Origin of the sequence: Pseudomonas sp. Irchel s3b5 (genome assembly GCF_900187435.1) — a bacterium.
Classification (GTDB): Bacteria; Pseudomonadota; Gammaproteobacteria; order Pseudomonadales; family Pseudomonadaceae; genus Aquipseudomonas.
The window spans coordinates 139494-152255 of sequence record NZ_FYDY01000005.1; the positions used below are offsets into that span (position 1 = coordinate 139494).

Here is a 12762-nt window from a genome sequence, read left to right on the forward strand (position 1 = left end):
GGAGTGTTGAATGAAAGCCTGGCGTGTCGTTGTGATCGCCTTGTCGTTCCTGTTGCTCAGTGGCTGTCTGGTGACCTTCAAGGAGCCGCTGCCCACGAGCGACCCCGCGCCCAAAGGATTGCTCGGCAAATGGACCAGCACCAGCGCCTGGGGCGAACCCGTCAATCTGGAACTGACGCGCATCGCTGACAACCGCTATCAGGCCGTCAGCTATTTCAAGGCCAAACCCAAGGAGCGTGAAGCCTATCCCTTCACGGTCTCGCACCATGGCAGCCGCTGGTACCTGTCGGCGAAGGTGCCGGCGCAGTTCGGCGGGCATTTCATCATTGGCGGCTTTGAATTGACCGACAAGCGTGAGCTGGTGCTGTACAACCTCGACCTCGAACAGATCAACCAGGCGCTGAAGCAAAATGCCCTGAGCGGCGAAGCGTTTCAGACTGAGGACGGCGCAGGCGTGTTGATCAACAGCCCCATGGATAAAGTCGCCGCTTACCTCGACGACCCGGCCAATTCCGATGTGTTCATCGAGGCGGTGCGCTATCAGCGCCAGGCCAAGGCCAAATAACCAGCACACAACAGGTACTTACAGGAGTTTCGGGTGGACGATTACCAGCAGTCGATACGCATATTGTCCGATCGCATTGTGCTGGCGCAGACGCCCATTCGCGTCCTTGATGCGGTCAAGTGGGACGACAGCATTCGCCAGGGATTCCTCAAGGCCAAGGGCAAGGAAATGCCAGCGGTCGATCGCGACTATTACCTCAACCGGCCGCTGGCGTTCGACTCCAGCAAGGTGAAGCTGGAATTCCAGAACATCGAGCGCGATATCACCCGCCAGCTCGGTCAGTTCAACCCGGTCGGCCAGATCATGCGACGCATGTGCAAGGAATACCGCATGGTGATCCGCATGCTCGAAGCGCGCGGCACCGAGGACTTCGGCCTGATCTCCCAAGAGTTGTACGGCGCCGCGTCCGACGCGTTCCATGCCGGCGACCCGACCCTGTCCGACCTGGGCCTGATGCTCTCCGATTACCTGAATAACATCGACGGCCGTGGCGACCTCAAGGATGAGCCCAAGACGCTGACCGCCAAGGAAGCGGTCGAGATGCTCCAGCATCGGTTGAACAAGGTGTTTGGCGAGGCCGAGGAAACCATTCGGGTGTTCGAGTCAGACGGCATCGTCGCGGATGCCGCGGCGGGCGCCGACTACATCAAGATCCGTTCCGATGCGATGTTCAACAACCGTGATGTGCGCGCCCTGGAAGTCCACGAAGGGCTGGTGCACGTCGGCACCACGCTCAATGGTTTGAACCAGCCGATCTGCACCTTCCTGGCTAAAGGTCCGCCCTCGTCGACGGTGACCCAGGAAGGCCTGGCGATCCTGATGGAAATCATCACCTTCGCCTCTTACCCGAGCCGCCTGCGCAAACTGACCAACCGTACCCGCGCGATTCACATGGTGGAGGAGGGGGCCGACTTCCTGCAGGTGTTCGAGTTCTTCCGCGAGCAAGGTTTCGAAATGCCCGAGAGCTACAGCAACACCAGCCGCGTTTTCCGTGGTTCGGTGCCGACAGGTCTGCCATTTACCAAAGACTTGTCCTACCTCAAGGGCTTCATCATGATTTACAACTACATTCAGCTGGCCGTGCGCAAAGGCAAGCTGGAGCAGATCCCGCTGCTGTTCTGCGGCAAGACCACGCTGGAAGATATGCGCACCTTGCGCCAGTTGGTGGATGAAGGCCTTGTGGTGCCGCCCAAGTACCTGCCGGAACAGTTCCGCGACATGAACGCGCTGTCGGCGTGGATGTGTTTCTCGAACTTCCTCAACCACCTGAGCCTGGACCGGATCGAAGCGGATTACTCAAATATCCTGTAATCCTGGCGACCTTCCCTGTAGGAGCTGGCTTGCCAGCGAATGCGTCATATCAGACAACAACCATGTTGCATGTTGAACCGCTTTCGCTGGCAAGCCAGCTCCTACAGGGGATGCATTCCAATCCCGTTATCTGCGAGGTTTCACCGGATGAGAATCCTCGGCACCCTCTGCCTTCTCCTGACCTTGAGCGGTTGCAGTTCGCTGCTGTTTTACCCCGAACCCGGCCAGTTGTTCACCCCGGAAAAAGCCGGGCTCGAATACCGAGTCATCACCCTGACCACTGCCGACGGCCTCAAGCTGAACGCCTGGTGGCTGCCGGCGAAACAAGGTGTCGAGGTCAAAGGCACGGTGCTGCACCTGCATGGCAATGGCGGAAACCTGCCCATGCACCTGGGCGGAAGCTATTGGTTGCCGAAAGAGGGTTACCAGGTGTTGCTGGTGGACTACCGCGGTTATGGCTTGTCCGAAGGCGAGCCGAGCCTGCCCGCGATCTATCAAGACATCGACGCGGCCTTCAAATGGCTCGACCAGGCGCCGGAGGTCAAAGGCAAGCCGCTGATCCTGCTCGGCCAGAGCCTCGGTGGCTCGATGGCCGTGCATTACCTGGTCCAGCACCCGGAACGACAGAAACAACTGAAGGCGTTTGTCCTTGATGGTGTGCCCGCCAGCTATCGAAGCATCGGGCAGTTTGCGTTGAGTACTTCATGGCTGACCTGGCCGTTCCAGGTGCCTTTGTCGTGGCTGGTGCCGGACGGCGACAGTGCGATCAACTCCATGGCGCAACTCAATGGCGTGCCGAAACTGCTCTACCACAGCATCGACGATCCGATCGTGCCTCTTTCCAACGGCATCCGTCTGTATCAAGCTGCGCCGCCGCCGAGGGTGTTGCAACTGACTCGCGGCGGGCATGTGCAGACGTTCGCCGACCCGGTCTGGCGCACTGTCATGCTGCGTTATCTTGAAGACCCGCAACATTTCAACGGTCTGCGCCGCCTGGGTGAAATCCCCAATTACCCGGCCCCCCCGAATTCTGAAAATGAACCACCAGAGAGCCCGCAATGAGTGAAGAACGTAACGCCATCCCGCTGATCATCACCGGTATCTGCACCATCCTCGGCACCGTCGGTGCCCTGTGGTGGTACGGCTACCTGCACTTTGCCAAGCCCGAAGATGCGCTGCTGCTCAACGAATTCACCATGCTCAAGACCGTGCCGGGCGAAGACTATCGAGTCTCCCTGGAACCGGCCGCCCAAGTGGCGCAGTGCATCGATGGCGTGCTGGTGTTGTTCGACATGGAACAGAAAGGCCTGACCGGCGTGCTGATCAACAACAAGAAAAAAGCTGTGCGCTGCATGGGGCAGGAAACGCCGCAGAAGCTGGAACAGTAAATCAATTCCTGAAAGCAGCCCAGAACCAATGTGGGAGCCAGCAGGCTGGCTCCCACAGTTTTTTGTGTGATGACAGCTTATTGGGTGTAAGAACTCACCGCCGAGCGCGGTATCACCGGCTGATTGTCATTGGAAATCGTCACTTCCACCCGACGATTCATCGCACGGCCTGAGGTGCTGGTGTTATCCGCCACCGGGTATTCCTTGCCGTAACCCTGGGCAACGATGCGGGTCGGGTCCACGCCCATTTTCACCAGCGCCGCACGCACCGAACCGGCGCGACGTTCCGACAGCGACTGGTTGTGCGACGCCGTGCCGGTGCTGTCGGTATACCCCTCGACGATCGCTTTGCGCTCCGGGTTTTCCTGAAGATACTGCGCGAGTTTGTTGATGTTCATCAGACCGGTGGACTTGAGTTCCGCCTTGTCGGTGGCAAACAGCACATCACCGAACGTCACCAGCGTGCCGCGATCCGTTTGCTTGGCGTTGAGGCTGTTTTGCAGCTGTTTGATTTGCTGATCACGAGCGTCCAGACGCGCTTCGGCCCGCTGCGCCGAGGTGTTTTTCAGGTTTGCTTCAGCTGTGCGCAGGGCGATGGTTTGCTTGGCCACTTCAACCCGCTGGTTGGTCAAGTAGGCAAGTTGGTCAACCTTGGCGGCATCCTCCCTTTCCCTGTACGCCTGATCGGCCTTGGCCAGATAATCGCTGGCTTCCTTGGTTTCCAGCGCCGCGACCTTGGCTGCTTGCGGGTCGGCTTGCAGGCCGGAGTAATTGGTGCGGGCCTGTTCGAGGCTGGCGTTGGGCGGTGTGGAACAGGCTGCCAGCGCAACGGTGACGGCCAGCAGGGCAGGGATCATCAGTTGATTAGGTTTCATGATTTCGTCCTTTTTAGTCGATTAGGAATGACGTCTCGCTGCGCGGCTACTGAACGGTGCGCTGGCTTTCCTGACGCAGTTCCTGAACGCCTTGCTGAGCGTCCTTCACTGATTGTTCAGCCTTCATTGCCTGGGCCTTGCGCTCTGCCACGCGAGCGTCCCATTCGGCCTGCTCGGCGAGCAGGCGGGCCTGATCGTATTGCTTGTCGTGCATGGCAATTTCGGCTTGTTTGAGTTTGTCCTGTGCGGACTTCATTTCCACGGCTGCGAATTCGGTGCCGCCTGCACTCACGGCGTCGTTGACGGCCGATTGGGTCACTGCGTATTGCTCGGTCGGCGGATTGCCGGCGCAACCGGCCAGTACCAGGCTGCTGCCGAGGGCCAACGCCGCCAGTTTCAGGCTACGCAGTTGAGTGAACGAGGATGTGCCAGTTCGGGTTTTCATGGTCTTCAACTCCATTGGGCCAGCTCCTGAAAAACGTCGACATCCATCCTGGGCAAGGAGCTTGAACCGTCATTTGCGGGGCGTTCTGAAACGCTCGTCCCAGGCGTGGTTACTTGGGTTGACCCGAGGCGTTTTTTGAAAGTTCAGAGAATTTAGCTAGCTATCGAAAAAGATGCGGCTGGATGGGCGGGGAGCTCATCCGAAAAACTGTAGGAGCGAGCCTGCTCGCGATGGACTTCAAGACACCGCGTTTTTCAGTCACTACGCAGTTTTCGTTGACGACCATCGCGAGCAGGCTCGCTCCCACCTTGAGCAGTTTGGCGGGGAAAGGAATCAGTGTTTCTGCTTGTCGTGACCGGATGACAAATCGTGCAAATGCTGGCGGGACAGCGCAAGGAAACGCGGGGTCGCCCCGACGTCCTCATACAGCGGATCGCCTTCTTCATCGGTGGCGACCACTGTCGAGCCCTTCACATATGGAAAGCTTCTTTCCAGTTCTTCCAGCGCGGCGCCGATCAGGTCGCCGAGCAGTTCTTCAGGCTGCCGCTTGGGGTACATTTCGATAATCGCCGCCAACCGTGCGGCAGCTTCCACGTCCAGATGGATCGCATAACCGGTATCGGTCAGGCGACCTTTGGCGTTTTCTTCCCAGTGGTGGGCGAGCTCACGGATTTTCATAAAGACCTCAATGCACGCCTGCTCGTGGCAGGTCTGGAGAGTGTTCGGCCATGGCCGACGACAGCCGCTATACGGCTACTGTTCAGACTAGCTTCAACGCGCAAGGTTTAAAGGCCCTTCGTCGTCTGGCTTGTAAGAACCGGTCTGGAGCGGCACTCTCTAGGGCTTGGCCGCCCGGATTTCTGCTGGAGAACTGCTGATGACTGATATTGATGCACGCTTGCGCGAAGACGTTCACCTGTTGGGTGAGCTGCTGGGCAATACCATTCGTGAGCAGTATGGCGACGGCTTTCTCGACAAGATCGAGCAGATCCGCAAGGGCGCCAAGGCTGACCGTCGCGGCTCCATGGACGCCGAACTCAGCGCCAGCCTCAACCAGCTGACCGACGATGAATTGCTGCCGGTGGCGCGGGCGTTCAACCAGTTTCTCAACCTGGCCAACATCGCCGAGCAGTACCAGTTGATTCACCGGCGCGAAGAATCCCAACAGGCACCGTTCGAATCTCGCGTGTTGCCGGAATTGCTCGCTCGCCTGCGCGCCGAAGGGCACGGGGCCGAAGCCCTGGCCCGACAGTTGGGACGGCTGGAGATTGAGCTGGTGCTGACCGCGCACCCGACCGAAGTCGCGCGGCGTACGCTGATCCAGAAATACGACGCCATCGCCGCGCAACTGGCCGCACTGGACCATCGCGATCTGACCGGCGCCGAACGCGATCAGATCAAAACCACGCTGCAACGCCTGATCGCCGAAGCCTGGCACACCGAAGAAATCCGCCGCACGCGCCCCACGCCCGTGGACGAAGCAAAGTGGGGTTTCGCGGTGATCGAGCATTCGCTGTGGCAGGCGATTCCCAACTACCTGCGAAAGGCCGATCAGGCGCTGCATGCGGCCACCGGCCTGCGTTTACCGCTGGAGGCCGCGCCGATTCGCTTTGCCTCATGGATGGGCGGCGACCGTGACGGCAATCCCAACGTGACAGCGGCCGTGACCCGCGAGGTGCTGTTGCTGGCGCGCTGGATGGCGGCTGACTTGTACCTGCGCGATGTCGATCACCTGGCCGCTGAACTGTCGATGCAGCAAGCCAGTGATGAATTGAAAGCCAAGGCCGGGGACAGCGCCGAACCGTATCGGGCGGTGCTCAAACAATTGCGCGAACGCCTGCGTGCGACTCGCAACTGGGCGCACACGTCGCTGTCGACACTCACGCCGGCCCCCGCCGAGGTGCTGCAAAACAATCGCGAACTGCTCGATCCGCTGGAGCTCTGTTACCACTCGTTGCACGAATGCGGCATGGGCGTGATCGCCGACGGGCCGCTGCTCGATTGCCTGCGTCGGGCGGTGACGTTCGGGCTGTTCCTGGTGCGGCTCGATGTGCGTCAGGATTCGTCGCGGCACAGCGCTGCGATGACTGAAATCACCGATTACCTGGGCCTCGGTCGCTACGAAGACTGGAGCGAAGAGGAGCGCATCGCCTTCCTGATGCGTGAGCTGAACAACCGTCGACCGTTGTTGCCGACGTACTTCAAACCGTCCGCCGACACGGCCGAAGTGTTGGCGACCTGCCGCGAAATCGCCGCTGCGCCGGGGGCGTCCCTCGGTTCCTATGTGATCTCTATGGCCGGGGCGGCTTCCGATGTGCTGGCGGTGCAACTGCTGCTCAAAGAGTCCGGCGTGTTGCGGCCGATGCGTGTGGTGCCGTTGTTTGAGACCCTCGCCGACCTCGACAACGCCGGACCGGTGATCGAGAAGCTGTTGCTGTTGCCGGGCTATCGCGCGCGCCTGCAAGGACCGCAGGAAGTGATGATCGGCTACTCCGACTCGGCCAAGGACGCCGGCACCACGGCGGCGGCCTGGGCGCAGTATCGGGCGCAGGAGCGACTGGTGGATATCTGCCGCGAGCAACAAGTGGAACTGCTGTTGTTCCATGGCCGTGGCGGCACCGTGGGCCGTGGTGGTGGCCCGGCGCATGCGGCGATTCTGTCGCAGCCACCGGGTTCGGTGGCGGGGCGCTTCCGCACCACCGAACAGGGCGAAATGATTCGATTCAAATTCGGTCTGCCGGACATCGCCGAGCAGAACCTCAATCTGTACCTGGCAGCGGTGCTCGAAGCGACGCTGTTGCCGCCACCGCCGCCGACGCCTGAATGGCGGCACTTGATGGATGAATTGGCCGCAGACGGCGTCAGTGCTTACCGCGCCGTGGTGCGGGAAAACCCGCAGTTCGTCGAGTACTTCCGGCAGTCAACGCCAGAGCAGGAACTGGGGCGCTTGCCGCTCGGCAGTCGCCCGGCCAAGCGTCGGGCCGGCGGGATTGAAAGCCTGCGGGCGATTCCGTGGATCTTCGGCTGGACCCAGACGCGCTTGATGCTGCCGGCCTGGCTCGGCTGGGAAGCGGCCCTGAGCAAGGCACTGGAACGCGGCGAAGGTGAGCTGTTGGGGCAAATGCGCGAGCAGTGGCCGTTCTTCCGCACCCGCATCGATATGCTGGAAATGGTCCTGGCCAAAGCCGACGCAGAGATTGCCCAATCCTATGATTTGCGTCTGGTCACGCCGGATCTGTTGCCGTTGGGCGCGCACTTACGCGACCTATTGTCGCAGGCGTGCACCATCGTCCTCGGCCTGACCGGGCAGTCACAGCTGCTGGCACATAGCCCAGCGACCCTTGAGTTCATCCGGTTGCGCAACACCTACCTCGACCCGCTTCATCTATTGCAGGCCGAATTGCTGGCCCGTTCGCGGCAACAGGACGTGGCGCAGGGCAGCCCGGTAGAACAGGCGCTGCTGGTGTCTGTAGCGGGGATTGCCGCCGGATTGCGTAACACCGGCTAACGATTTTGTCGTGGGATCAGGCATCCGGCGCTTGAGTCGGATGCCGTCGTGTGACAGGTCCAAAAGTGCTGCCAAGCGACAGTTAATGATGGGGTTGCGACTTGGGGAACTGCGCGCAATGGTCGCAAGAGGCGGCGGTTTCTCCGACTTTCGGCGGCTTGTGTGGTCGCAGCCTGCTGTGTATCTTGATCAGCCTTTGGCCGTTTGGGCGGTCACGACCCTATTTTGAGATTGGCCCCACGAGGCGAATCTGACGTTATCTATATAAAAAATTGAGGAGCACATCGATGCGCGTCATTCTGCTGGGAGCTCCCGGGGCCGGTAAAGGTACTCAGGCACAGTTCATCACCGAAAAATTCGGCATTCCGCAAATCTCCACCGGCGACATGCTGCGTGCCGCGGTCAAGGCTGGCACCGAGCTGGGCATCAAGGCCAAGAGCATCATGGATGCCGGCGGCCTGGTCTCCGACGACCTGATCATCGCGCTGGTCAAAGACCGTATCGCTCAGTCCGACTGCGCCAACGGCTTCCTGTTCGACGGCTTCCCGCGCACCATTCCTCAGGCTGAAGCTCTGGTGACTGCCGGCGTTGAACTGGATGCCGTGGTTGAAATCGCCGTTGAAGACGAAGAAATCGTCCAGCGTATCGCCGGTCGCCGTGTTCACGAGGCCAGCGGCCGCGTTTACCACATCGTCTACAACCCGCCGAAAGCTGCCGGTAAAGACGACGTCACCGGCGAAGAGCTGGTACAGCGCAAGGACGACACTGAAGAAACCGTGCGTCATCGCCTGTCGGTCTACCATTCGCAGACCAAGCCGCTGGTGGATTTCTACCAGAAGCTGTCGGCCGCCAACGGCAAGCCGAAGTACAGCCACATCGAAGGCGTGGGTTCGGTTGAAGCCATCACCGCCAAGGTGCTTGCAGCGCTGAGCTGAAAAGTCTGAATCGCTTCACCTTCTACGGCCCGCTTGCGGGCCGTAGTTGTTTATACTGACGCACTTTTTCCGACCTCTCTTGTGGATACATCGATGAGCACCTTGCTGGCCCTGGACACCGCGACTGAAGCTTGCTCCGTTGCCTTGCTGCATGACGGCAAAGTGACGAGCCATTACGAGGTGATCCCGCGCCTGCATGCGCAGAAGCTGTTGCCGATGATTCAGCAGTTGCTGGCTGATGCCGGGACCACCCTGCAAGCGGTCGATGCCATTGCGTTCGGTCGCGGGCCGGGTGCCTTTACCGGCGTGCGCATTGCCATCGGTGTCGTGCAAGGCTTGGCATTCGCGCTGGAGCGCCCGGTGCTGCCGGTGTCGAACCTCGCCGTTTTGGCCCAGCGCGCCTATCGCGAACACGGTGCCAGCCAGGTCGCTGCGGCCATTGATGCGCGCATGGACGAAGTGTATTGGGGTTGCTACCGCGAGACGGCAGGGGAAATGCGACTGGTCGGCGCCGAAGCGGTATTGCCTCCGGAGTCGGCTGCATTGCCGGCCGATGCCAGTGGCGAATGGTTTGGTGCGGGCACGGGTTGGGGGTATGCCGAGCGTATCGCTGTCAGCCTGAGCGGGCAGGACGCGGGCATGCTGCCTCACGCTGAAGACCTGCTGACCCTGGCGCGGTTTGCCTGGGAGCGCGGCGAGGCCATCGTCGCCGATGAAGCTCAGCCGGTTTATCTGCGCGATAAGGTGGCGACGCCTAAAGCGCGTTAAACCTTGAAAGATCGCAGCCTTCGGCGGCGCCTACAGAGATCGCATTCCCCCGTAGGAGCTGCCGCAGGCTGCGATCTTCTACAGGCACCACCAATCATCGGTTTCTAACCCCAGCTTTTAAACCTTTTCCCTTTTATGTGTTCTAGTGATCACTCGGCCGTTTGCGAAGTGGATTCCGCGCCACTAAACTGCCATCACTGATCCCGAGCATACCTTTATGCGTATAGACGGCGTTTCCTCTCAGTCCTACCCGATCAAGCGCAAGCCTCGCAAAGGCCATGTGGTGGAAGACGAGTCCGTCGATATCGACGGCGAGCTGGAATTTCCGACTCAAGAGCAACTGGCTGCCCGTGCCGCCAAAGCCTCTGCGCAAAAGCTCAGCAATCTCCCGGCCCGCCAGCAGGACATGCTTTATCACCGTGCGATGAGCAAAAGTGTGGCCATGGCGTTGGCCAGCTACCTGAGCACCGCCGGGTTCGTCGATTGGGATGCGGAAGTGCTGGGTCTCGACCTGTACATCTGATGGATCTGCCTTACTACCTCGGCTGCCCCTCCTGGAGTGAAAACGCCTGGCGTGACTATCTGTATCCGCCAGACGCCAGACCCGCTGAATTTCTGAATCTCTACTCCCAAGTATTCAACGCCGTGGAAGGCAACACGACCTTCTACGCGAGTCCGGCTGCCACGACGGTGCAGCGCTGGGCCGACACCATGCCCGAACATTTTCGGTTCACCGCCAAATTTCCCGGCGAGATCAGCCACGGCGGTGACCTGCGCGAACAGCTCACTGCCGCCGAAACCTTTCTGCAGTTGCTCAGCCCGCTCGGCGAACGTGTGTCGCCCCTGTGGTTGCAGTTGTCGAAAAGCTTCACGCCGCAACGCTTGCCGGAACTGGCTGGATTTATCGATGCCCTGGAACGGCCTCTGGCCGTGGAAGTGCGGCATGACGACTTCTTCGCCAAGGGCGATAGCGAGCGCATGCTCAATCGCCTGTTGCTGGATCGCGGTGTCGAACGCATCTGCCTCGATCCGCGTGCGCTGTTCAGCTGCACCTCGACCGAACCTTCGGTGCTGCATGCTCAATCCAAGAAACCCCGAGTCCCAACGCGCCCGGCAGCGTTCACGCAGTTCCCGCAGGTGCGCTTCATCGGTCATCCCGAACTTGAGGCCAACGATCCCTTCCTGCTGCCGTGGGTGGAGAAAATCGCCCTGTGGATCGAAGAGGGCCGCGCGCCTTACATCTTCCTGCACACTGCCGACAACCTGCTCGCAGCCAAACTGGCGCAACGTTTTCACGCCAGATTGATGCTACGTTTGCCTGGCTTGTCGGCGCTGCCTGAGCTATACAGAGAACCCGCCGCCGAGCAACTTGGCCTGCTCTGAAGGCGGATTCGTTCCCCTTTCAGGAGCCTGCCAATGGATGCGCAAACCCTTCGAGCCCAAGCGTTTAAAGCCTTGCACGAACGCAGCGGTGCTTTTGTGATTCCCAACCCGTGGGATGCCGGCTCGGCGAAAATGCTCGCCAGTCTGGGCTTCGAGGCGCTGGCGACCACCAGTGCCGGCTATGCCTTTTCCCAGGCTCGTCCCGATGGCGGCCTGACCCTGGACGACACGCTGGCAAACGTCCGGGCGATTGTCGGCGCCACGGACTTGCCGGTGGCGGTGGACCTGGAAAACGGTTTTGCCGACAACCCCGCCGATTGCGCCAAGAGTATTTTGCGCGCGGCAGAGGCGGGCGCCGTCGGTGGTTCGATTGAAGATGCCACCGGCCGCGAAGAGGGCCCGATCTACTGCTTTGAACATGCAGTGGCGCGCATCGAAGCTGCCGTCGCTGCTGCTCGCAGCTTGGCGTTTCCTTTCACCCTGACGGCCCGGGCGGAGAACTTTCTGCACGGTAATCCGGATTTGCCAGACACCATCCGCCGCTTGCAGGCATTCGCCGAGGCGGGCGCCGACGTGCTTTACGCACCGGGCCTGCGCAACGCCGAGGATGTACTGGCGGTGGTGCGTGCGGTGGCGCCCAAGCCGGTGAACATTTTGATGTCGGGCGGTCTGAAGCTGACGGTCGCGCAGTTGAGTGAAATGGGCGTCAAGCGCATCAGCGTGGGCTCGGCGCTCGCGCTGGCGGCGTATGGCGAATTCTTCCGCGCCGCCGAAGAAATCCAGACGTCGGGTACGTTCGGGTTCACTTCACGTTCCATGCCGTTTGCCCAAGCCAATCAATTGTTCAAGGGTTGAACATAGAGTGTGTAGCGGGGGGACGAGGATCAGGCGGCGATGCGCAGGTTCTGCAGGACAATCGGGCGTGCCCAGCCGTTGTCGAAGTCGAGTTGTTTCTGTTGCTCCACCCGTTCTTCCGACGAGAACGGCGGGAACGGCTTGTCGAGCAAATCGAGTTCAAATTCGGCAATCGGCAAGTGCAGTGGACGGGGTTGCGGCGCCGGGGTGATGTGCGGCACAGGTTGGCCGGCGTTCAGGACGATCGGGCGAACCCAGCCGCTTTCGAAGTTTTGTTGCTTCTGCTGAGCGACGATTTCATCCGCCGGGAACGGTGGGAAAGGCTTGTCGGCCAGGTCCATTTCGAATTCGGCAATCGGCAGGAACAGCGGCTCGGGCGGGCGGACTTCGTTGTCCTGCACATCGCATTCACGCTGGGACACGATGTGCGCCAGCAAGTCGCTGCCGACGGTGGGTTCGACCGGGCTTTCCAGATCGACCGGTGGAAAATTCAGAGATTCAGGTAGCACTTCACCCGACTGTTCGGCCAGCGCACGGGCAAAGAAATCTTGCCAGATGTGACTGACACCGCTCAGTGCCTGGGTGTTTCGCAGGTTGTAATCGCCGTAGGGCGAGATAAAACCTGTGATTGTGGGTTGAAAGTCTGACATTTCTCTCGGTCGACGCTCAGCTCTGGCAAAATGCTCGATAGTTTTGTTATCGGCCGTTTTTGCCGATCATTAATTTTTT

Annotated in this window: 14 protein-coding genes; 10 read left to right on the forward strand and 4 right to left on the reverse strand. The window is 60.3% G+C overall.

Annotation, left to right across the window (positions count from 1 at the left end):
• Positions 1-10: 10 nt before the first annotated feature.
• The 4 genes from CKW15_RS07845 to CKW15_RS07860 all read left to right on the forward strand — a co-directional run bounded on the left by CKW15_RS07845 (position 11) and on the right by CKW15_RS07860 (position 3264).
• Positions 11-565: a hypothetical protein gene (locus CKW15_RS07845; protein ID WP_095151993.1), complete on the forward strand. Its 555-nt coding sequence runs from the start codon at positions 11-13 to the stop codon at positions 563-565.
• Positions 566-598: 33 nt separating this feature from the next.
• Positions 599-1876: a flavohemoglobin expression-modulating QEGLA motif protein gene (locus CKW15_RS07850; protein ID WP_095058689.1), complete on the forward strand. Its 1278-nt coding sequence runs from the start codon at positions 599-601 to the stop codon at positions 1874-1876.
• Between the two features lie 147 nt (positions 1877-2023).
• Positions 2024-2938 carry an alpha/beta hydrolase gene (locus tag CKW15_RS07855; protein ID WP_095058690.1) on the forward strand — a complete coding sequence of 305 codons (915 nt, stop codon included), beginning with the start codon at positions 2024-2026 and terminating at the stop codon, positions 2936-2938.
• On the forward strand, positions 2935-3264 hold the full coding sequence (locus CKW15_RS07860; protein ID WP_095058691.1) for a hypothetical protein: 330 nt from the start codon (positions 2935-2937) through the stop codon (positions 3262-3264). The genes CKW15_RS07855 and CKW15_RS07860 overlap by 4 nt, the downstream gene beginning before the upstream one ends.
• Positions 3265-3341: 77 nt before the next feature.
• Here CKW15_RS07860 and CKW15_RS07865 read toward each other — a convergent pair whose 3' ends face one another.
• The 3 genes from CKW15_RS07865 to CKW15_RS07875 form a co-directional block, all read right to left on the reverse strand.
• Positions 3342-4139: an OmpA family protein gene (locus CKW15_RS07865; RefSeq protein ID WP_095151994.1), complete on the reverse strand. Its 798-nt coding sequence runs from the start codon at positions 4137-4139 to the stop codon at positions 3342-3344.
• Positions 4140-4185: 46 nt separating this feature from the next.
• Complete coding sequence (locus tag CKW15_RS07870) at positions 4186-4599, reverse strand: DUF4398 domain-containing protein (protein WP_095151995.1); 414 nt, start codon at positions 4597-4599, stop codon at positions 4186-4188.
• Positions 4600-4917: 318 nt separating this feature from the next.
• On the reverse strand, positions 4918-5262 hold the full coding sequence (locus tag CKW15_RS07875; protein WP_095058694.1) for a pilin assembly protein: 345 nt from the start codon (positions 5260-5262) through the stop codon (positions 4918-4920).
• Positions 5263-5461: 199 nt separating this feature from the next.
• Between CKW15_RS07875 and ppc the strand changes: the two genes are divergently transcribed.
• The 6 genes from ppc to CKW15_RS07905 all read left to right on the forward strand — a co-directional run bounded on the left by ppc (position 5462) and on the right by CKW15_RS07905 (position 12033).
• Positions 5462-8092 carry a phosphoenolpyruvate carboxylase gene (gene ppc / locus CKW15_RS07880; RefSeq protein ID WP_095151996.1) on the forward strand — a complete coding sequence of 877 codons (2631 nt, stop codon included), beginning with the start codon at positions 5462-5464 and terminating at the stop codon, positions 8090-8092.
• Between the two features lie 287 nt (positions 8093-8379).
• A complete protein-coding gene (adk, locus tag CKW15_RS07885; protein ID WP_095058696.1) occupies positions 8380-9027 on the forward strand; it encodes an adenylate kinase in 648 nt (215 codons plus the stop codon).
• A 93-nt stretch (positions 9028-9120) separates the two neighbouring features.
• Complete coding sequence (tsaB, locus tag CKW15_RS07890; RefSeq protein WP_095058697.1) at positions 9121-9795, forward strand: tRNA (adenosine(37)-N6)-threonylcarbamoyltransferase complex dimerization subunit type 1 TsaB; 675 nt, start codon at positions 9121-9123, stop codon at positions 9793-9795.
• Positions 9796-10012: 217 nt separating this feature from the next.
• Positions 10013-10318 (forward strand): hypothetical protein, encoded by a 306-nt coding sequence (locus CKW15_RS07895; RefSeq protein ID WP_095061711.1) that lies wholly within the window; start codon positions 10013-10015, stop codon positions 10316-10318.
• The gene (locus tag CKW15_RS07900; RefSeq protein ID WP_095151997.1) at positions 10318-11178 is read left to right on the forward strand and encodes a DUF72 domain-containing protein; all 861 of its coding nucleotides are present in this window, start codon (positions 10318-10320) and stop codon (positions 11176-11178) included. Before CKW15_RS07895 ends, CKW15_RS07900 begins: the two co-directional genes overlap by 1 nt.
• Positions 11179-11211: 33 nt before the next feature.
• Positions 11212-12033: an oxaloacetate decarboxylase gene (locus CKW15_RS07905; protein ID WP_095151998.1), complete on the forward strand. Its 822-nt coding sequence runs from the start codon at positions 11212-11214 to the stop codon at positions 12031-12033.
• Between the two features lie 29 nt (positions 12034-12062).
• On the opposite strand, the gene CKW15_RS07910 is transcribed toward CKW15_RS07905, so the two are convergent.
• On the reverse strand, positions 12063-12683 hold the full coding sequence (locus tag CKW15_RS07910) for an energy transducer TonB (RefSeq protein WP_095061705.1): 621 nt from the start codon (positions 12681-12683) through the stop codon (positions 12063-12065).
• Positions 12684-12762 lie beyond the last annotated feature (79 nt).